Raw genomic sequence first — 20,026 nt, 5'->3', positions numbered from 1 at the left:
AGAAATCTCCCGCTGTCGTCGTGGTGTGTGTCGATCCGGCGCCCTCCCGTTCGTGTAGTCAGTGAGACACCGACCGAGCATCGAGGAGGACACATCATGAAGTACTACCTGCTGAGCGTGATGCAGCCGCAGGGCGAGCCGCCCGCGCCCGAGATCATGCAGGAGATCATGCACAACCTGGAGGTGTTCCACACGGAGCTGCGCGAGGCCGGGGCCTGGGTGTTCGCCGGAGGACTGCACGGCCCGGAGACCGCCACCGTGCTGCGGGCCCGGGACGGTGACGTGCTGGTCACCGACGGCCCGTACACCGAGAGCAAGGAGTACCTGGGCGGGATCTGCCTGATCAAGGCGCCCGACCTGGACGCGGCGCTCACCTGGGGGCGCAAGGCGACCCTCGCGACCACCCTGCCCATCGAGGTACGCCCGTTCATGCACGAGGCCGACGACCGATGACCGTCGACGCCGCCGGGATCGAGGCCGTCTTCCGCGCCGAGTACGGCCGGGCGGTCTCCGTCCTCATCCGCTTCCTCGGCGACATCGACCTCGCCGAGGAGGCGGTCCAGGACGCGTTCACCACGGCGGTCGCGAAGTGGCCGGAGAGCGGCACACCGCCGAGCCCGGCCGGCTGGATCATCACCACCGCACGCAACCGTGCCGTCGACCGGCTCCGCCGCGAGTCCTCGCGAGAGGCCCGGCACGCCGAGGCGATGCGGCTGCACGCCCCGGACGAACCCGCGGAGGAGGGTCCCGTGCGCGACGACCGGCTCCGTCTGATCTTCACCTGCTGCCACCCGGCACTCGCCCCCCAGGCCCAGGTCGCCCTCACCCTGCGGCTTCTGGGCGGCCTCACCACGCCCCGGATCGCGCGCGCCTTCCTGGTCCCCGAGGCGACGATGGCCCAGCGGATCGTCCGCGCCAAGGCCAAGATCCGCGACGCGGGCATCCCGTACCGCATCCCCCGCGACGCCGACCTCCCGGACCGCGTCGAAGGGGTCCTCGCCGTCGTCTACCTCGTCTTCAACGAGGGGTACGGAGGCCGCGCCGACCTCTGCGCCGAGGCGGTGCGGCTCGGGCGCCTGCTCGTCGAGCTCATGCCGGACGAGCCGGAGGCGCTCGGCCTGCTCGCCCTGATGCTGCTCATCGAGGCGCGCCGGCCTGCCCGCACGAGCGCCGACGGCGACCTCGTCCTCCTCGCCGACCAGGACCGCTCCCGCTGGGACCGCGACCTGATCGCCGAAGGACAGGACCTGGTGCGCCGCTGTCTGCGCCGCAACCGGCCGGGGCCCTACCAGATCCAGGCCGCCGTCAACGCCGTGCACAGCGACGCGCCGACCGCGGCCGCCACGGACTGGGACCAGATCCGCCTCCTCTACGACCAGCTCATGGCCCTCGCTCCCAGCCCCGTCGTCGCCCTCAACCGAGCCGTCGCCGTGGCCGAGACCGAGGGACCCGGTACCGCCCTCGCCCTCGTCGAGAACCTCGACCTCGCCGACTACGCCGCCTTCCACGCCGTACGGGCGGATCTGCTGCGCCGGCTCGGCCGCACCGGCGAGGCCGTCGAGGCGTACGACGCCGCCGTCGCGCTGACCGGCAGCGCGCCGGAACGCGCCCATCTCGAACGGGTCCGGGCCGACCTCGCGAACAGCTGACCGCGACCGTACGGGGGCCCGGCCGTGCCGGAGGAGGCGGCCCTTTCGCGGGCGGCCCGGACGCTCACACGCTGAGCGCCTCGCGCACCGACCGCTCCGCGTCCTGGCCGCCTTCCCCGGAGGAGGTCACCCGGCCCGCCTCCAGGACGTAGTAGCGCTGCGCCGCCCGCATCGCGAAGCCGACATGCTGCTCGACCAGCAGCACCGACAGACCGCCCCGGGCCGCCAGGGAGAGGATCGTCCGCTCGATCTCCGTGACCACCGAGGGCTGGATGCCCTCGGTCGGCTCGTCGAGGAGCAGTACCCGGGGCTCCGTCACCAGGGCCCGGGCGATGGCCAGTTGCTGCCGCTGGCCGCCGGACAGCAGACCCGCGCGACGCCCCGAGAGCGTGCGCAGCGCGGGGAACAGGTCCAGCGCCTCGGCGACGGCCTCCCTGCCGCGCCGCCGTCCGTCCGCGACGAGCTGGAGGTTCTCCGCGGTGGTGAGGTGCGGGAAGACCTGCTGGCCCTGGGGGACGTACGCCATCCCGCGGGCCACCCGCTCGTGCGGCGTGCGGCGGGTGATGTCCTCGCCGTCGAGGCGGACCGTGCCGCTCTGCGGGCCGAGCAGTCCGACGGCGGCCCGCAGCAGCGTGCTCTTGCCCGCCCCGTTGTGGCCGAGCACGGCGGCCACCCCGTCCCGCGGAACCTCGACGGACACGCCGTGCAGGACGAGGCTGCGGTGGTATCCGACGTCGACGGTGTCGATCTCCAGCATCACGCCTCCTGTACGGCGGTCGGTGCGGGCACGGTCGCGGCGGGAGTGTCCGCGGCGGAGGGGCCGGGGGCCGGGTGCCCGAGGTAGACCTCCTGCACCTTCGGGTCGGCCTGGACCTGGGCGACCGTGCCCTCGCTCAGCACCCGGCCCGCGTGCAGCACGCTGACGCTGCGCGCGAAGGAGCGCATGAAGTCCATGTCGTGCTCGATCACGACGACGGTGCGTTCCCCGCTGATGCGCCGCAACAGCTCGCCGGTGGCCTGCCGTTCGTCGTGGCTCATGCCCGCGACGGGCTCGTCGAGCAGCAGCAGCCGTACGTCCTGCACGAGCAGCATGCCGATCTCCAGCCACTGCTTCTGACCGTGCGCGAGCGTCCCCGCCGTGCTGTCGGCGAGACCGGTCAGGCCCACCGTCTCCAGCGCGCGGGCGACCGGCTCCGGCACGCCCCTGCGGCGGCGCAGCATGGTCAGGGCGCTCCGGCCCGCGCCCGCGGCGATGTCCAGGTTCTGCAGGACGGTCAGCTCCTCGAACACGGTGGCCGTCTGGAAGGTGCGTCCGATGCCCGAGCGGGCGATCCGGTGCACGCTGCGGCCGAGGAGGTCGGTGCCCCCGAAGCGCACCGAGCCCGAAGCGCGCACCAGCCCGGTGACCGCGTCGACCAGCGTCGTCTTGCCCGCGCCGTTCGGCCCGATCAGGAAGCGCAGATCGCCGGGCCGGACATCCAGGTCCACCCCGTCGACCGCGGTGAACCCGTCGAAACTCACGCGCAGTCGGCGGATCTCCAGTCCCGCCGCCCCGTCGTCCCCGATCTCCGTCATCCCGTGCCTCCGGCGAGTCGTCGGCCCGCGCGGCGCCGCCTGACGACGGCGGCCAGCGAGGCGAGCCCGCCCGGCAGGAACGCCAGGGCGACGATGAACAGCAGTCCCTGGAAGTAGGTCCAGGCCGCGGGGAACTCCTCCGACAGGGCCGTTTTCGCCCAGGCCACGCCGATCGCGCCGAGAACCGCGCCCGTGAGGCTGGCCCGCCCGCCGACCGCCGCGCCGATGACCAGCTCGATGGACGGCACGATGCCGACGAGCGCGGGGGAGATGATGCCGACGGCGGGCACGAACAGCGCCCCCGCGAGGCCGGCCATGCCCGCCGCGACGACGTACGCCACGAGTTTGACGTTGGCCGGGTTGTAGCCGAGGAAGCGCACCCGCTCCTCCGAGTCCCTTACGGCTACGAGGAGTTCGCCGTAACGGCTGTGCAGCAGCTGGCGGGCCAGCGCGATCAGCAGGAGCAGCACCGCGGCGATGACGAAGTACACCATCCGCTGGTTGACGGGGTCGTCGAGGTCGTAGCCGAAGAAGCCCTGGATGTCGGTCAGTCCGTTGGTGCCTCCGGTCGTGGCCTGCTGGCCGACCAGCCAGATCGCGAAGGCCGCGGTGAGTGCCTGGCTGAGGATGGCGAAGTAGGCCCCCTTGACGCGACGCCGGAAGATGAAGGAGCCGAGGATCGCGGCGACCGCCATCGGCAGCAGGACCGTCGCCGCGACGGCGAACACCGGATTCGCGAACGGCCGCCACCACCAGGGGAGTTCGGAGGCGCTTCCGTACAACTGCATGAAGTCGGGCAGCCGGCCGGGTCCGGCGTCCGCGATCTTCAGGTGCATGGCCATGGCGTAGCCGCCCAGCCCGAAGAAGACCCCCTGGCCGAGCGTCAGCAGTCCGCCGCGCCCCCAGGCCAGACAGATGCCGACCGCGACCATCGCGGTGCACAGGTACTTGGCGAGCAGCCCGAGCCGGAAGTCGGACAGCGCGAGCGGGGCTCCGGCGAAGAGCACCAGGGCCGCCACGGCGAACCCCGCCGCCGGGCGGACGGCGGCGAAACGGCCCCGGACACCGGCCCGTTGCTCCGCCTTCGGGGGGAGGGGGGTGATGGTGGTCATACGAGACTCCTCGTGCGCAGCGTGTACAGGCCCTGCGGCCGCCACTGGAGGAACGCGACGATGGCCACGAGGACCAGCACCTTCGCGACGCTGACGGTCGTCGAGTACTCCAGGACCGACTGCAGCGCGCCCAGCACGAAGGCGACGATCACGCTGCCCCTGAGCTGCCCGATGCCGCCGACCACGATCACCAGGAAGGCGTCGATGATGACGTTGGTGCCCATCGTCGGCCCGATCGGACCGACCAGGGTCAGCGCGACTCCGGCGATCCCGGCGAGGCCCGAGCCGATGAAGAAGGCGGTCCGGTCCACCCGGGCGGTGGAGATGCCGGACACCTCCGCCAGGTCCCGGTTCTGCACCACCGCGCGGATCCGCCGTCCGAGCGGGGTGAGCCGCAGTGTCAGGGACAGCGCCACGACCGCCGCCACCGCCAGCGCGAGGATGAACAGCCGGCTGTTGGCGAAGGTGAGCGGGTCGTCACCGCCGACGACCGTGATGTTCCCGGTGAGGACGTCGGGCGCCCGGGTCTGCACGTTGGGCGCCCCGAAGATGTCACGGGCGAGTTGCTGGAGCATCAGGGAGACACCCCAGGTGACGAGAAGGGTGTCGAGCGGGCGGAGATAGAGGCGGCGGATCAACAGCCATTCCAGCAGGGCGCCGAGTGCGCCCGACACGACGAAAGCGACGGGCAGCGCGACGAGGAGCGAGATTCCCGCGCTCGAAATGGACTTCTGCAGGACATAGGTGGTGTAGGCGCCGGCCATGATGAACTCGCCGTGGGCCATGTTGATGACATTCATCTGGCCGAAGGTGAGCGAGAGGCCGAGCGCGATGAGGAGCAGGACGGCACCGATGCTGACGCCGGTGAACAACTGCCCGAGGATCACGGTCATACGGCGGCTCCGGGGAGTCGGGACGCGGGGGCCTCGGCGCCGAGGCCCCCGCGCGACGGGTGGTCAGGAGAGGCCGGAGGCCCAGTCGTACCCCTTCAGGTAGGGGTCCGGCTTGATCGGCTTGCCGGAGTCCCAGACCTGCTCGATCAGCCCGTCGGAGCCGATCCTGCCGATGCGGGCGGTCTTGTAGATGTGCTGGGTCGCGCCGTCGACGGTGACCTTGCCCTCCGGGGCGTCGAAGGTGATGCCGTCGGAGGCGGCCTTCACCTTCTCCGGGTCGAAGGACTTCGCCTTCTCGACCATCGCCTTCCACAGGTAGACCGAGGTGTACGCAGCCTCCATCGGGTCACTGGTCGGCTTGTCCTTGCCGTACCTGGCCTTGTACGCCTTGACGAACGTGGTGTTCGCCGCCCCCGCGGTGGTCTGGTAGTAGTTCCAGGCCGTCAGCTGGCCCGCCAGATACTGCGCGCCGATGGACTTGACCTCCTCCTCGGCGATCGACACCGAGACGACCGGCATGCCCTTGGCCGTCAGGCCGGCGGACTTGTACTCCTTGAAGAAGGCCACGTTCGAGTCGCCGTTCAGGGTGTTGAAGACCGCGTCCGCCTTCGACGCCTTCACCTTGTTGGCGATCGTGCTGAACTCGGTGGAGCCGAGGGGCGCGTAGTCCTCCCCGAGGACCGTCATGCCGTTGGCCTTCGCGTACGCCTTGATCTCCTTGTTGGCGGTACGCGGGAAGACGTAGTCGCTGCCCACCAGGTAGATGCGCTTCTTCCCCTGGGACTTGAGGTAGTCGAGGGCCGGGACGATCTGCTGGTTGGTGGTCGCGCCGGTGTAGAAGATGTAGGGCGACTGCTCCAGACCCTCGTACTGCACGGGGTAGAAGAGCAGCGACTTGTTCTTCTCGAAGACCGGCTTGACCGCCTTGCGGCTCGCGGAGGTCCAGCAGCCGAAGGTGGCCGCGACCCGGTCCTCCCTGATCAGTTTGCCGGCCTTCTCGGCGAAGGTCGGCCAGTCCGAGGCGCCGTCCTCGCTGATCGGCCTGACCTTCTTGCCGAGCACCCCGCCCGAGGCGTTGATCTCGTCGATGGCCAGCTTCAGCGAGTCGCGGACGGTCACCTCGCTGATCGCCATCGTGCCCGACAGCGAGTTGAGCAGGCCCACCTTGACGGTGTCGCCGCCGACGTCCGCCGGTGCGGCCTTGTCGGACGTACCGCCCGCGTCGGTCTTGGCGCCACACGCGGAGAGCGCGAGGACGGCCGCGAGTGCGGCGGCGCCGGCTGCCGTCCGGCGTCGCAGAATTCGGGTACGGCTGGACAATGGAACCCCCTCGGGCTGTGGAGGAGACAACCTCCTGAAGTGCGGTCCACAGCCTCAAGTCACCCTGTTTCCAAGGTGTTTCACCCTACTTTCCCGGCCGTATCTTCCCGCTCTCATGCGGGGTTCGGCGGGGAACGCCCGGGGCAACAGAAAATGCCCCGGGCGGAATTCGGCAGCCGAATTCATGATGCGCCCAAGGCATTCTGATTAGTTCCTGCGGGAAGTATCTTGGCGGACGTGACGGGCTGTCAAGAGCGGGGTTCGTGAAGGTCGAGCTCGGCGACCACGTCGAAGTCCAGCCCCTCCGCCCGCGCCAGATAGATCCGTTGGCGTACATGGCCGTCCCGCAGATGCAGCAGTCCGCGCGGTCCCTCGTACGACACGGTCCCGGCCGCGGCGCCGATCGCGGACACGTCGAGGGTCCTCGCCCGGCCGATGAGCGCGGCCAGCAACAGCACGCCCTCGTAACAGGATTCGCCGAGACTGCCCAGGGCCGGTGCCTCGGTCCCGAACCGGCCGGCGTACTGCCCGTGGAAGTCGAGGGTGTCCCGGTTGGCCAGCGAGGCGAAGAAACCGGCCGTGCTGTAGAGATCGGAGGTCGCCGAAGGGCCGCTGGCCATCAGCATGTTCTCGTCCATCAGCGTGCTCAGCCTGACGCACCGGGCGTCGAGGCCCGCCGCGGCGAACGCCCGGTTGAAGCGCACCGCGTCGCTCCCGACCAGCAGCACGATGACGCCGTCCGCGTCCGCGCGTTCGATGCGCCGCAGGACCGCCCCGAAGTCGTGCGTGCCCAGCGGCAGGTACACCTCTCCTCGCACGCTGCCGCCGGACTCCCGGGCGTACCCGTGGGCGGCCCGCGCCGTGCGGCGCGGCCACACGTAGTCGTTGCCCACCACGAACCACCGGCGCACACTCCGCTCCCGCGCCAACAGGCGCATGGCGGGGCGCAGTTGGTCGCGCGGTGTCTCGCTGGTGAGAAAGACGCCGGCCGTCCGCTCGCCGCCCTCGTACAGCGCGGTGTACACATAGGGGACGCGGTGGGCGATCCTGGGTGCGAGTGCCTGGCGCACCGACGAGATGTGCCAGCCGGTCACCCCCTGGACGGCTCCCACGTCCACCAACGCCTCGACGTGGTCGGCCACTTCGCGCGGTGTGCCACCGCCGTCCACCGGCAGCAGCCGCAGTTCCCTGCCGAGCACCCCACCCGCCTTGTTGACCTCCTCGGCCGCCAGCTGCGCGCACGACTCGCAGGTGGGCCCGAACATGCCCGCCGGTCCCTGCAGCGGAAGGACGAGAGCCACCCCCAACACGGAGTCGTCTGCCGTGAACCACTCGGGCAAAGGCGAAGCGGGCCGGAACATGGCGTCATGATTCCGGCTCCTCACGGTGAACTCCACTCCGTCTCGTAGCATGTACACCCCACGGGAGCGAGGAGCAGGATGCCGACATCGTCGCCGCGCCGGCCCCAGGACCTGATGCACCTGCTGACGCGGGCCGAGCGCCTCGCCGCGCGGCGGCTGGCCGCCGTCCTGGACGAGGACGGCTGCTCCCTCGACGCCTGGCGGGTGCTCGTCCTGCTCTCCGACGGCGCGGGCCACCCCATGACCGCCGTCGCCGAGGCCGTCTTCCTGCCCCCGGCCACCCTCACCAAGCTGGTCGACCACCTCGTCGACCAGAACCTCGTCTACCGGCGGATCGATCCGCACGACCGGCGCCGCGTCCTCGCCCACCTCACGCCGCGGGGCGTGACGTACTGGCGGCGCGTCGACCGGGAGGTCCGGGCGCACTGGCCGGTGCTGGACGACGGGGACGACGCGCTGCTGTGCTCCCTGCTGGAGCGGCTGGCGCGGACACTCGACGCGACGGGCGCCCGCACCACGCTCTGAAGCGGGTCGTCGCGGAAAGTAGTGGCGCGCGCCCGGAATGCGCACCCCCCGTGAAAGGTTGGCATATACATCCAGCTGCGGCCGGTGCCCTCTGCCGGCCGCGGAGCACGTGCGCGTCCGCCCCCCGGCTCGCGCCCCCGACCAGCGAGGCACCGTGAACCACTCGACCACCGAAGAGCCCGCCGACACCGTCGCCCGGCTGCGCGCCACCTTCCGCTCCGGCCGCACCCAGCCGCTCTCCTGGCGGACCGGGCAGCTGGGCCGGCTGCGCGAACTGCTCACCGCGCACGGCGAGGAACTGGCCACCGCCCTCCACGAGGACCTCGGCAAGAGTTCCGCGGAGGCCTTCCGTACCGAGATCGACTTCACCGTGCGCGAGATCGACCACACCCTGGAGCACCTCGACGGCTGGCTGCGTCCCGAGCCGGCGCCGGTCCCCGCGCACCTCGGCACCGACGCCACGGCCTGGACGCGGTACGACCCGCTGGGCGTCGTCCTCGTCATCGCCCCCTGGAACTATCCGGTCCAGCTCCTCCTGACCCCGCTCCTCGGCGCGCTGGCCGCGGGCAACGCGGTGGTCGCCAAGCCCAGCGAACTGGCGCCGGCCACCTCCGCCGCCCTGGCCCGCCTCCTCCCGCGGTACCTCGACACCGACGCGGTGGCCGTCGTAGAAGGCGCTGTACCCGAGACGACGGCCCTACTGGCGGAGCGTTTCGACCAGATCTTCTACACGGGCAACGGCACCGTCGGACGGATCGTCATGCGAGCCGCCGCCGAGCACCTCACCCCCGTCGCCCTCGAACTCGGCGGCAAGTCACCGGCGTTCGTCGACCGCGGCACCGACCTGGCCGTCGTCGCCGACCGGCTCGTGCGCGGCAAGTTCCTCAACGCGGGGCAGACCTGCGTCGCGCCCGACTACGTCCTCACCGACCCGGAGACCGCCAGGGCCCTGGAGCCGAAGCTCGCCGAGGCCGTCGCGGCACTGTTCGGCCCGGAGCCGAAGGAGTCCGCCGCGTTCGGACGGATCGTCAACGAGCGCCACTTCGACCGGCTCACCGGACTGCTCGGCTCCGGCCGCACCGTCACCGGCGGTGACAGCGACCGGGCCGCCAAGTACATCGCGCCGACCGTCCTCGCCGACGTCGACCCGAAGTCCCCCGTGATGGGCGAGGAGATCTTCGGCCCGATCCTGCCCGTCGTCACCGTGACGGACCTCGACGAGGCCATCGGCTTCATCAACGACCGCGACAAGCCGCTCGCGCTGTACGTGTTCACCGAGTCGGACACCACGCGGGAGCGGATCGCCGCCGCGACCTCCTCCGGCGGCCTCGGCTTCGGACTGCCGCTCGCCCACCTGACCGTCTCCGACCTCCCGTTCGGGGGCGTCGGCGAGAGCGGCATGGGCAGCTACCACGGCCGGTACTCGATCGAGACGTTCAGCCACCGCAAGGCGGTGCTGGAGAAGCCGCTGGCCTGAGCCGTCGGAGGCGCTCGACGGCCCGACGGGAGCGGAAGGCGCCCCGTCGGCCCGCGGCTTCGTGGGTGCGTCGACGACTCTCCACCCGCCGCACCCCACCTCACGCGCGGGGTGAGGCGCGGCCGAAACACCTCCACCGCAGGGCCCGCCCGGGACCGGGCGGGCCCTGATCGGCGGTATCGCGCTGCGGATCCCCGCGGTTGCGGGCACCGTGTCGAGGGGACCGGTGTGCGCGAGGAGAGGCTTCGATGAAGGCAGCAGTCGTCCGGGCGTTCGGTGAGCGGCTGGTCATCGAGGAACGCCCCGACCCGGAGCCGGGGCCCGGGCAGGTCCGGGTGCGGGTGGAGGCCTCCGGGCTGTGCCACACCGACATCCACGCGGCCCGCGGCGACTGGCCGGTCAGGCCGAGCCCGCCGTTCGTACCCGGACACGAGGGCGTCGGCCTGGTCGAGGCGCTGGGCGACGGCGTCACCCACCTCGCCCCGGGACAGCGGGTCGCCGTGCCCTGGCTGGGCAGGACCTGCGGACGCTGCGAGCACTGCCTCTCCGGCTGGGAGACGCTGTGCGAGCAGCAGATCAACACCGGATACGGGTGCGACGGCGGCTACGCCGAGAAGATGCTCGCCTGGTCCGACTTCGCCCAGCCGGTGCCCGCCGGGATCGATCCGCTGGACGCGGCCCCGCTGACCTGCGCCGGCGTCACCACGTACAAGGCCCTGAAGGTCGCCGAGGTCAGGGCCGGCCAGTTGGTGGCCGTCTCCGGCGTGGGCGGGCTCGGTCATCTGGCCGTGCAGTACGCGAAGATCGCCGGCGCGACCGTGGCGGCGATCGACGTCACCGACGAGAAACTCGCCCTCGCCCGGGAACTCGGCGCCGACATCGTCATCGACGCCCGCGAGGAGGACCCCGGCGAGGTGCTCCGACACCACGGCGGGGCGCACGCGGCGCTGGCCCTCGCGGTGAACGAGGCCGCCTTCTCGGCGGTCTACACCGGGCTGCGGCGCGGCGGTAGGCTCGTGCTGGTCGCGATGCCGGCGCACGGCACGATCCCGGTCCCGATCTTCGACACCGTGCTGAACGGCATCTCCGTGATCGGCTCCATCGTGGGAACCCGGCAGGACCTCGCCGAGGTCTTCGACCTGCACGCGGCGGGCCGGACCCGGGTGATCCGCGAGACCCGGCCCCTCGCCTCGGTCAACGAGTCGATCGACGAGGTGCTGGCCGGCCGGATCCAGGCCCGGATCGTCTTCGACCTCGGCGAGGGAGGGTGACCGCCGTGGCCATCCGCCCCTCCGCACCGCTCACCGGAACCGTGGACGGAGCGGTCCCGGTTCTCCGGTGCCTGCCTCTCGTCCGACCCGCACGGCGCCGCCGCCCCCTCCCGGTGACGCGCCCCCTGCCCGGCCGCCCCGCCCGCCCTGCCGACGTGCTCCCCGATGACCTGCTCGCCGCCGTAGCCCGATGACGTACGGAGTCACCATGCCCGAGCCCGAACACCAGGACAGCACCGCACTGACCGACGACGAACTCCGGATCCTCGACGCCCACTGGCGGGCAGCCAACTACCTTGCCGTGGGCCAGATCTACCTGCTCGCGAACCCGCTCCTCACCGAGCCCCTGACCCCCGCCCACCTCAAGCCCCGCCTTCTCGGGCACTGGGGCACGTCCCCCGGTCTCAACCTCGTCCACACCCACCTCAACCGGGTGATCAAGGCACGCGGGATCGACGCGCTGTGCGTGTGGGGGCCCGGGCACGGCGGGCCGGCCGTGCTGGCCAACTCCTGGCTGGAGGGCACCTACAGCCAGACCTACCCCTCCGTGTCCCGCGACGCCGAGGGCATGGGGAAACTCTTCCGGCAGTTCTCCTTCCCCGGCGGTGTCCCGAGCCATGTCGCTCCCGAGACGCCCGGCTCGATCCACGAGGGCGGCGAACTCGGCTACTCCCTCGCCCACGCCTACGGCGCCGCCCTCGACAACCCGGACCTGCTGGTCACCTGTGTCGTCGGCGACGGCGAGGCGGAGACGGGACCACTCGCCGCGTCCTGGCACTCCAACAAGTTCCTCGACCCGGTCAACGACGGCGCGGTCCTGCCGATCCTGCACCTCAACGGCTACAAGATCGCCAACCCGACCGTGCTCGCCAGGCTCCCCGAGGAGGAACTCGACGACCTGCTGCGCGGATACGGCCACGACCCGATCCACGTCACCGGCGACGACCCCGCCGAGGTGCACCGCGCCATGGCCGCGGCGTTCGACCGGGCCCTCGACCGGATCGCGATCCTCCAGCGCACGGCCCGCGAGGAGGGCGTGACCGAACGCGCCCGCTGGCCCATGATCGTGCTGCGCACCCCGAAGGGCTGGACCGGCCCCGCCGTCGTCGACGGCGAACCCGTCGAGGGCACCTGGCGCGCCCACCAGGTCCCCTTGGCCCAGGTCCGCGAGAACCCGGAACACCTGCGGCAGTTGGAGGAGTGGCTGCGCTCCTACCGCCCCGAGGAACTCTTCGACGACGGGGGGCGTCCGGTCGCCGACGTGCTGGCCTGCGTGCCCGACGGCGACCGGCGGCTCGGTGCCACCCCGCACGCCAACGGCGGCCTTCTCGTCCGGGACCTGCCGCTGCCGCCCCTGGAGCGCTTCGCCGTCCCGGTCGACAAGCCGGGCGTCACCCTGCACGAGCCGACCCGGGTCCTCGGCGCCCTCCTCGAACACGTCATGCGGGAGACCGCCGAACGCCGCGACTTCCGGCTCGTGGGCCCCGACGAGACCGCCTCGAACCGACTGGATGCGGTCTTCCACGCCAGCGGCAAGGCATGGCAGGCCGAGACCCTTCCGGTGGACGAACACCTCGAACGGCACGGCCGCGTCATGGAGGTGCTGTCCGAACACCTCTGCCAGGGCTGGCTGGAGGGATACCTCCTCACCGGTCGGCACGGTCTGTTCTCCTGCTACGAGGCGTTCGTGCACATCGTCGACTCGATGGTCAACCAGCACATCAAGTGGCTCAAGACATCGCGCGAGTTGGCCTGGCGTGCCCCCATCGCCTCTCTCAACTACCTTCTGACGTCGCACGTCTGGCGCCAGGACCACAACGGCTTCTCGCACCAGGACCCCGGGTTCGTCGACCACGTCCTGAACAAGAGCCCCGAGGTCGTGCGCGTCTACCTGCCGCCGGACGCCAACACCCTGTTGTCCGTGGCGGACCACGTGCTGCGCAGCCGCGACTACGTGAACGTCGTCGTCGCCGGCAAACAGCCCTGCTTCGACTGGCTGTCCATGGACCAGGCCCGCGACCACTGCGCGCGCGGCGCCGGCATCTGGGAGTGGGCGGGCTCGCCGGGCGTCGGGCGTGAACCGGAGGTCGTCCTCGCCTGTGCGGGCGACGTCCCCACCCAGGAGGTGCTGGCAGCCGCCGACCTGCTCCGCCGCCACCTGCCCGAGGTCACCTTCCGGGTCGTCAACGTCGTCGACATGACCCGGCTGCTGCCGCGCGAGGAACACCCGCACGGGATGAGCGACTTCGAGTACGACGGGCTGTTCACCGCCGACAAACCGGTGATCTTCGCGTACCACGGCTATCCCTGGCTCATCCACCGCCTCGCCTACCGCCGCAACGGGCACGCGAACCTCCATGTGCGCGGCTACAAGGAGATGGGCACCACGACGACACCGTTCGACATGGTCGTCCGCAACGACCTGGACCGCTACCGGCTCGTCATGGACGTCATCGACCGGGTCCCCGGACTCGGCGTCCGCGCCGCCACCGTGCGCCAGCGGATGGAGGACGCCCGCTCCCGCCACCACGTCTGGATCCGTGAGCACGGCACTGACCTGCCCGAGGTCGCGGACTGGACGTGGAGCGGCTGAGCGGAACGGGAATCGGGGAACCGGGGAATCGGGAAAAGGGGAATCGGCAATCGGTAGCAGGGTGGCCGGTCGGCCGAGGGCCGGGAGGCGTGCCCGGCTCAGGAGATGACCGGCCGGGCAGGGGCAGCGGAGGGGCGTGGCCGGACTTGCGTCACGGTGTCTTGTGCCCCCACTGCGGCCCGAGCTTCTCCCACTCGCGTCCCCAGCGGTCGTAGCGACGCTGGTCGAGCCGCCAGCGGGCGAATCCGCCGACGGCGAGGGCCACCCCGCCGAGGGCCACCGCCGCGCCCGCTCCGAGCAGGCCCGCCTCGGTGGCGGCGGCGCCGGTGGTGGGCGGCGCGCCGGTGAGCTGCCCCTTGCCGTCCATCCAGATCACGACGTGCGAGCCGGCCTTGTGCCCGGCGTCCACCAGGGCGCGGCCGCTGCGGGGCGAGCCGTCCGGAGCGGTCCAGCGGACCGCCGCCCGGACCTGTTCGTAGCCCGAGCCCTCACCGGACACCGCCGAGCCGGTGCTGTCCACCAGCACGGCCGGGACGGGGTGCCGGTCGTTGCGCAGCCGGTCGAAGGACGCTCCGGCCGCGCGGGCCGTCATCAGGCCGGCGAGGGCCCCGCCCAGCAGGATCACCGTCCAGACGATCAGCACGATCCACGCCTCGACGAGGTCGTCCCGGCGCCGCAGCGGATTCCTCCGCCAGCGCCAGCACCACTGCCTCGCACCCTGTGCTCCCTGTGCTCCGCGCATGGACCGCACCTCCTAGCTACACCCCCAACACTGCAAGCGGATCGGGGCGGGCGCGAGCGGGGGCGGTGGCGGACGGGCCCGGGGACGCGCACCGGGCAGCGCCGGGCGGCGGCATCAGGCCCGGTCAGGCACACGATGCCGGGTGGCGCCGCCGCTGTCGGACGGCTTCGGATCGGGCACCGGGGCGGCTCGGCCCGCCGTCGCGGATCACCGTCGTCCGGCTCGCGCCGGCGGCTGCGCGCCCACGGGCGGGGGCCGGGCGCCGGCCGCGGCGAGGAGCTGCGGGGTCCGCCGACCGGCCCGAGCGGCGACCGAGGCGGGACGCACCGCCGGGACCGTGAGGCCCTCCGGCGAGCGCGAGCAGCCCGGTTCCTGGAGGAACTGGCGAACCTGCCGGGGCCCCGTCCCGGGAGCCCGGGGGACCGGGCGCCGGCCCCGGTCCCGGCGGGCGTCACAGCACCTCGGTCTCCTCCCGCGAGCTCTCCCCCCAGAGGGTGTGGAAGCTGCCCTCGCGGTCGGTGCGCCGGTAGGTGTGGGCGCCGAAGAAGTCGCGCTGGCCCTGGGTGAGGGCGGCGGGCAGCCGGTCGGCGCGCAGGGTGTCGTAGTACGACAGGGCGGCGGAGAAGGCGGGCACCGGAACGCCTCGGCGGGTGGCCGTGGCGACGACCTCGCGCCACGGAACCTGCGCGTCCTTGATCTCGGTCGCGAAGCCCGCGTCCGAGAGCAGGCTGACGAGGCCCGGATCGACGGCGTAGGCGGCCCGGATCCGGTCGAGGAACGCGGCCCGGACGATGCAGCCGCCGCGCCAGATCTTCGCCACCTCGCCGAGGTCGATGTCCCAGCCGTACTCGGCGGCGGCGTCCAGGATCATCTTCCAGCCCTGGTCGTAGGCGATCAACTTCGAGGCGTACAGGGCGTGTTCGACCTGGCTGGTGAACCGCTCGGCCTCCGTCGCGGACAGGTCCCAGTGGGTGCCGCCGGGCAGGTCGCGGTAGGCGGCGCGCAGCGCGGCCTGACTGGAGGCGGCACGCGCGAAGGTCGCCTGCGCGATGGCGGTGACCGGGGAGCCGAGGTCGAGGGCGGTCTGCACGGTCCAGCGGCCGGTGCCCTTCTGCCCCGCCGCGTCGACCACGACGTCCACGAACGGCTCCCCGGTCGCGGCGTCCTTGTGCGCGAGGACCTCGGCGGTGATCTCGATCAGGTACGAGTCGAGACGGCCCCTGTTCCAGCGCCGGAAGATCTCCGCGATCTGCGCGGGCGTGTAGCCGCCCACCCGGCGGAGCAGGTCGTAGGCCTCGCCGATCAGCTGCATGTCGGCGTACTCGATGCCGTTGTGCACCATCTTCACGAAGTGGCCGGCGCCGTCCGTGCCGATGTGCGTGGCACAGGGCTCGCCGTCCACCTTGGCGCTGATCGACTCGAACATCGGGCCGAGTGAGGCGTACGACTCCGGTGAGCCGCCGGGCATGATGCTCGGGCCGTGCAGGGCGCCCTCCTCGCCGCCGGACACCCCGGCGCCGACGAAGTGGATGCCGCGCTCGCGCAGCGACTGCTCACGGCGACGGGTGTCGGTGAAGTGCGCGTTGCCGCCGTCGATGATCATGTCGCCGTCCTCGAGGAGCGGGACGAACTCGTCGATGACGGCGTCGGTGGCCGAACCCGCCTGCACCATGATCATCAGGCGGCGGGGGCGTTCCAGTGCCGCGACGAACTCCTCGGCGGACTCGGCCGGCACGAAGGCCCCCTCGTGACCGAACTCCTCGATGAGGGCCTTGGTCCGGGCGGGGGTGCGGTTGTGGACGGCGACGGTGTAGCCGTTCCGGGCGAAGTTGCGGGCCAGGTTGCGGCCCATCACGGCGAGCCCTGTGACGCCGATCTGCGCGGTCGCCTTCATGGTGTGCTCCTTGGATCCGGATCTGCGTCCCCGCGTACCTGACGGGCGAGCAGACGACTGTCGCTGTGCCGATCAGTACGCACGGCGGGGGCCGTCATGTTCACCGCCGGCACCGGCTGGTGCACGAGAGTGTGTGTCCGGTCCGTCCGGAGGGTGTTCCGGCCGACTCCCGGAGGGCCGGCCCGGCTTACGCGCCCCGGCGCAGCGCCCATCCGTGGTCCACCGGTCCGATGCCGGAGCCGAGGGGGAATCCGGCCTCGATCGCCGCGGTCACGTACTCCTTGGCACGCCGCACGGCGTCCGGTACGGCAAGGCCCTCGGCCAGGCCGACCGCGACGGCCGACGCGAGGGTGCAACCGGTGCCGTGCGTATGCCGGTTGTCGTGGCGGGGCGCGCGCAGCCAGTGCTCCGCCGTCCCGTCGGTGAGCAGGTCGACGGCTTCTCCCGGCAGATGGCCGCCCTTCACCAGCACCCAGCGCGGGCCGTGGGCGAGGAGCCGGTCGGCGGCCCGCCGCATGCCCTCCTCGTCCGTCACCTTCAATCCCGTGAGCTGGGCGACCTCGTCGAGGTTCGGGGTGGCCACCGTCGCCCGCGGCAGCAGCCGGTTCCGTACGGCGTCGAGCGCGTCGTCCGCCAGCAGCCGGTCCCCGTGCTTGGAGACGCTCACCGGGTCGACGACGACCGGTACTCCCACGTCCGCCAGGAGTTCGGCAACCGTCGTGACGAGGGCGGGCGACGACAACATGCCCGTCTTGACGGCCTGGACGCCGATGTCGTCGACGACACTGCGGTACTGGGCACGCACCGCGTCCTCGGACAGCTCCCAGGCCCCCTGCACACCCACGGAGTTCTGCGCGGTCACCGCGGTGAGCACACTCATCCCGTGGGCGCCGAGCGCCAGCATCGTCTTCAGGTCGGCCTGGATTCCGGCGCCTCCGCCGGAGTCGGATCCGGCGATCGTCAGGACGCGGGGCGGCGTGGTCATACGTGGGTTCCTCTCGGGGTACGGCAACGGGCCCGACGGTGCGAGGTGTTCCGGGCCGCCCTAGGCGCGGCGGCGCAGTCGCAGGGGCGTGTAGAGGGCGAGGGCGACGAGGAACGCGACGTAGTAGGAGAAGTCGGCGCCGTGCAGCGCGTCGGCCACCGGACCCACGTACAGGCCGGTGTCCATGAACGGAACGGCCGCGCCGAACGCGGCGACGAAGGCCAGCAGGGACGGCCACGCCGGGAACGGGCGCGCGGTCTCGACGGCGAGGTCGACGGGGGCACCGGCACGTTCACGGGCGCGGGCGATCCAGTCGACGACGACGATCGCGACGAACCCGGGGATCCAGTAGCCCACGAACAGCAGCACGTTCTGGAAGCGGGCGGTGGTGTCCGCCGCGTGCATCCAGAGCACGAGCGGGAACCCGAGCGCGGCGGCCAGCGCGGCCGCCAGCGCCACGGCGAGCAGTCCGAACGCGCCCGCCGCCCCGCCGCCCAGCAACTCCTCGACACCCGCCGCCGTCTGGTCGGTCAGCACGGACGCGCCCCACAGACCGAGGGCCTGCACGGCGACGAAGGACACGACGAGGCCGAGCAGGGTGCACCAGAACATCCGCGGACGGGAGGTGGCGCGCGGCAGATAGCGGCTGAAGTCACTGGCGTACGGAGCCCAGGACAGTGACAGGCTGAGCGCGATGGTGCTGGTGAGCACGAACGCCCCCATGTGGTCCGCGCCGGTCGCGGAGCCGGTGGTGGCGGGGTGGACGCCGTCCAGCATCCGCCAGGCGATCACGGCGAACGCGACCGCGAGCACGAAGGTCATGACGATCTGCAGGCGGTGGATGGCCTCGTAGCCGAGGACACCGAGTGCCCCCTGCGCCGCCATCATCACGAGCACGCCGACCCAGAACGGCCAGCCGCACAACCGCGCCAGCGCGTCCCCGCCGAACAGCCCGATCAGCGCGTCCCAGGCCACCGAGGACAGCCACTGGAGCAGTCCGGGCAGGGCGACCGCCCGGCCGAACGCGAGCCGGGCGAGCGGGAGTTGGCCCGTTCCGGTGAGGCCGCCCCAAGTGCTCAGGTAGGCGGTGGGCAGGGCCCCGACCACGGTCCCGAGGACGACCGCCGTGAGGGCGGTGCCGAAGTCCAGACCGAGCGCGACGCCGATGGTGCCGGTGAACACGCCCGTCATCGTGAGGTTCGGGGCGAACCACACGGTGAACAGGCGCCAGGGCCCGCCGTACCGGTTGCTCTCGGGGACGGGCTCGATGCCGTGCCCCTCCACCCGCAGATCGCCGGGAGCCGCGGGCATCGACCCGTCGAAGACGATCGGCCGGCTGTCGGCGGGCAGCCCGCCGGAAACATGCGCCAATGGCATGAAAGACATCCCTCCGCCAGTACGAACTGGTTCAGGTTCGACGGGTGTGATCTCAGCCCTCGGACGGGGCACCCCGTGTCCGGTACGACGGACACACTAACCCCATCCCCGCGCTCCTGTGTATGGCGGACCTGCGCCCATCGCTCCGCCCGCTCGGCCTGCTCCGCACGGACCGGCGGACCGGCGGACCGGCGGACCTCCTTCGCGAGGCGGGCCCGGGTCACCGCGAGCGGCCCGCGTCCGCTCGCGCCGCTTCCGCGGCCCCCGGTCGGGCCACCCGCAGCGCGCCGGGTGCCTCCCGTCGGTACTGTCGGAGGTGATCGCCGCCCGCTCTCCGTTCCCGGGTTCCCGGACCCGGGTGGCCGGGCGGAAGGAGGCAGGGCGCCGTGACCGTGATCTCCCTGAAGTCCGCGCAGGTGAACGAGGAGCTGACCCTTCCGTACGCCGAAGCCGGCTACCCCAGTGGTACGCCGGTCGTCTTCGTGCACGGTCTCGCCGACTCCTGGTGGTCCTTCGAGCCCCTCCTTCGACGCCTTCCGCCGTCACTGCACGGGTACGCGCCCACCCAGCGCGGCCACGGCGACGCCGGCCGCCCGCCGGACGGCTACACCCCCGACGACTTCGCGGCCGACCTGGTCGCCTTCCTCGACGCGGCCGGCATCCCGCGCGCCGTACTCGTGGCGGCGTCCACCGGCGGCGTAGCCGCGCGGATCGTCGCCGGCAGCCATCCCGACCGCATCGCCGGGCTCGTCCTGCTCGGCGTCCCCGGCACCCTCGCGGACAAGCCCGCGGCCGACGCGTGGCGCAAGCGCCTGGACGGTCTCGCCGACCCCGTGCCCCGGGCGTTCGTCGAGGAGTTCGTCACCGGCATGACCGCGGCCCCGCTCGCCCGCGGCTTCGTCGAGACGCTGGTCGAGGAGGGCCTCAAACTCCCGGCCCACGTCTGGCAGGAGACCGGGCGCGGTCTCCTCGACGCCGATCTCGGCGCGACCCTCGCGGGCATCCTGGTGCCCACCCTCGTCGTGTGGGGCGAACAGGACCGTTTCCTGACCCGTGACGACCAGCAGACGGTCCTGGACGCGGTCCACGGAGCCGACTTCCTCCCGTACGAGAACGCGGGCCACGCCGTCCACTGGGAACAGCCCGAGCGCGTGGTCGCCGACATCGCCGCCTTCGCCGCACGGATCGCCCGCCCCGGCACCAGCTGAACCCCGGTTCACCGAAGGCCACTTCGGCGCGTCGCACCCCAACG

Annotated in this window: 17 protein-coding genes and 1 riboswitch; of the genes, 7 read left to right on the top strand and 10 right to left on the bottom strand. The window is 72.1% G+C overall.

What is annotated here, in order from left to right; genetic code table 11:
- The first annotated feature begins 96 nt into the window (after positions 1-96).
- Both ABZT74_RS21640 and ABZT74_RS21635 read left to right on the top strand, forming a co-directional pair.
- Positions 97-453, top strand: coding sequence for a YciI family protein (locus ABZT74_RS21640; RefSeq protein WP_081222761.1), 357 nt, complete (start codon positions 97-99; stop codon positions 451-453).
- The gene (locus ABZT74_RS21635; protein WP_356437232.1) at positions 450-1,649 is read left to right on the top strand and encodes an RNA polymerase sigma factor; all 1,200 of its coding nucleotides are present in this window, start codon (positions 450-452) and stop codon (positions 1,647-1,649) included. Before ABZT74_RS21640 ends, ABZT74_RS21635 begins: the two co-directional genes overlap by 4 nt.
- 64 nt (positions 1,650-1,713) lie before the next feature.
- Here ABZT74_RS21635 and urtE read toward each other — a convergent pair whose 3' ends face one another.
- The 6 genes from urtE to ABZT74_RS21605 all read right to left on the bottom strand — a co-directional run bounded on the left by urtE (position 1,714) and on the right by ABZT74_RS21605 (position 7,910).
- Positions 1,714-2,406, bottom strand: a complete 693-nt coding sequence (gene urtE / locus ABZT74_RS21630; RefSeq protein ID WP_356174621.1) for an urea ABC transporter ATP-binding subunit UrtE — start codon at positions 2,404-2,406, stop codon at positions 1,714-1,716.
- Positions 2,406-3,224 carry an urea ABC transporter ATP-binding protein UrtD gene (urtD, locus tag ABZT74_RS21625; RefSeq protein WP_356437229.1) on the bottom strand — a complete coding sequence of 273 codons (819 nt, stop codon included), beginning with the start codon at positions 3,222-3,224 and terminating at the stop codon, positions 2,406-2,408. The genes urtE and urtD overlap by 1 nt, the downstream gene beginning before the upstream one ends.
- Positions 3,221-4,336, bottom strand: a complete 1,116-nt coding sequence (gene urtC / locus ABZT74_RS21620; protein WP_356174616.1) for an urea ABC transporter permease subunit UrtC — start codon at positions 4,334-4,336, stop codon at positions 3,221-3,223. The genes urtD and urtC overlap by 4 nt, the downstream gene beginning before the upstream one ends.
- Positions 4,333-5,229 (bottom strand): urea ABC transporter permease subunit UrtB, encoded by an 897-nt coding sequence (gene urtB, locus ABZT74_RS21615; RefSeq protein WP_356174613.1) that lies wholly within the window; start codon positions 5,227-5,229, stop codon positions 4,333-4,335. Before urtB ends, urtC begins: the two co-directional genes overlap by 4 nt.
- Before the next feature lie 63 nt (positions 5,230-5,292).
- Entirely contained in the window at positions 5,293-6,549 is a 1,257-nt protein-coding gene (urtA, locus tag ABZT74_RS21610) for an urea ABC transporter substrate-binding protein (RefSeq protein WP_356174610.1), read from the bottom strand.
- A gap of 248 nt (positions 6,550-6,797) precedes the next feature.
- Positions 6,798-7,910, bottom strand: a complete 1,113-nt coding sequence (locus ABZT74_RS21605) for a substrate-binding domain-containing protein (protein WP_356437226.1) — start codon at positions 7,908-7,910, stop codon at positions 6,798-6,800.
- A gap of 78 nt (positions 7,911-7,988) precedes the next feature.
- Between ABZT74_RS21605 and ABZT74_RS21600 the strand changes: the two genes are divergently transcribed.
- From ABZT74_RS21600 to ABZT74_RS21585, 4 genes are all read left to right on the top strand, one after another.
- Positions 7,989-8,435 carry a MarR family transcriptional regulator gene (locus tag ABZT74_RS21600; RefSeq protein ID WP_356174607.1) on the top strand — a complete coding sequence of 149 codons (447 nt, stop codon included), beginning with the start codon at positions 7,989-7,991 and terminating at the stop codon, positions 8,433-8,435.
- A 154-nt stretch (positions 8,436-8,589) separates the two neighbouring features.
- Positions 8,590-9,912, top strand: a complete 1,323-nt coding sequence (locus ABZT74_RS21595; RefSeq protein WP_356174604.1) for an aldehyde dehydrogenase family protein — start codon at positions 8,590-8,592, stop codon at positions 9,910-9,912.
- 248 nt (positions 9,913-10,160) lie between these two features.
- A complete protein-coding gene (locus ABZT74_RS21590) occupies positions 10,161-11,183 on the top strand; it encodes a zinc-dependent alcohol dehydrogenase (RefSeq protein ID WP_356174601.1) in 1,023 nt (340 codons plus the stop codon).
- A gap of 208 nt (positions 11,184-11,391) precedes the next feature.
- Entirely contained in the window at positions 11,392-13,776 is a 2,385-nt protein-coding gene (locus tag ABZT74_RS21585) for a phosphoketolase family protein (protein ID WP_355877475.1), read from the top strand.
- 151 nt (positions 13,777-13,927) lie between these two features.
- Here the strand turns inward: ABZT74_RS21585 and ABZT74_RS21580 are convergent, their stop codons facing one another.
- The 4 genes from ABZT74_RS21580 to ABZT74_RS21565 all read right to left on the bottom strand — a co-directional run bounded on the left by ABZT74_RS21580 (position 13,928) and on the right by ABZT74_RS21565 (position 18,774).
- On the bottom strand, positions 13,928-14,518 hold the full coding sequence (locus tag ABZT74_RS21580) for a hypothetical protein (protein WP_356174598.1): 591 nt from the start codon (positions 14,516-14,518) through the stop codon (positions 13,928-13,930).
- A 451-nt stretch (positions 14,519-14,969) separates the two neighbouring features.
- Complete coding sequence (gndA, locus tag ABZT74_RS21575) at positions 14,970-16,412, bottom strand: NADP-dependent phosphogluconate dehydrogenase (protein ID WP_355877480.1); 1,443 nt, start codon at positions 16,410-16,412, stop codon at positions 14,970-14,972.
- Between the two features lie 187 nt (positions 16,413-16,599).
- Positions 16,600-17,397, bottom strand: a complete 798-nt coding sequence (gene thiD / locus ABZT74_RS21570) for a bifunctional hydroxymethylpyrimidine kinase/phosphomethylpyrimidine kinase (RefSeq protein WP_356174592.1) — start codon at positions 17,395-17,397, stop codon at positions 16,600-16,602.
- A gap of 60 nt (positions 17,398-17,457) precedes the next feature.
- Positions 17,458-18,774, bottom strand: coding sequence for a cytosine permease (locus ABZT74_RS21565; RefSeq protein ID WP_356437223.1), 1,317 nt, complete (start codon positions 18,772-18,774; stop codon positions 17,458-17,460).
- A riboswitch (TPP riboswitch) is annotated at positions 18,766-18,860 on the bottom strand. Its footprint overlaps the gene before it by 9 nt.
- A gap of 300 nt (positions 18,861-19,160) precedes the next feature.
- Here ABZT74_RS21565 and ABZT74_RS21560 point away from each other — a divergent pair.
- Complete coding sequence (locus ABZT74_RS21560; protein ID WP_356174586.1) at positions 19,161-19,982, top strand: alpha/beta hydrolase; 822 nt, start codon at positions 19,161-19,163, stop codon at positions 19,980-19,982.
- Positions 19,983-20,026 lie beyond the last annotated feature (44 nt).

Source organism: Streptomyces sp. NPDC005302, assembly GCF_040607345.1.
Taxonomy (GTDB): Bacteria; Actinomycetota; Actinomycetes; order Streptomycetales; family Streptomycetaceae; genus Streptomyces.
This window is presented reverse-complemented; position numbering and strand designations above follow the sequence as displayed.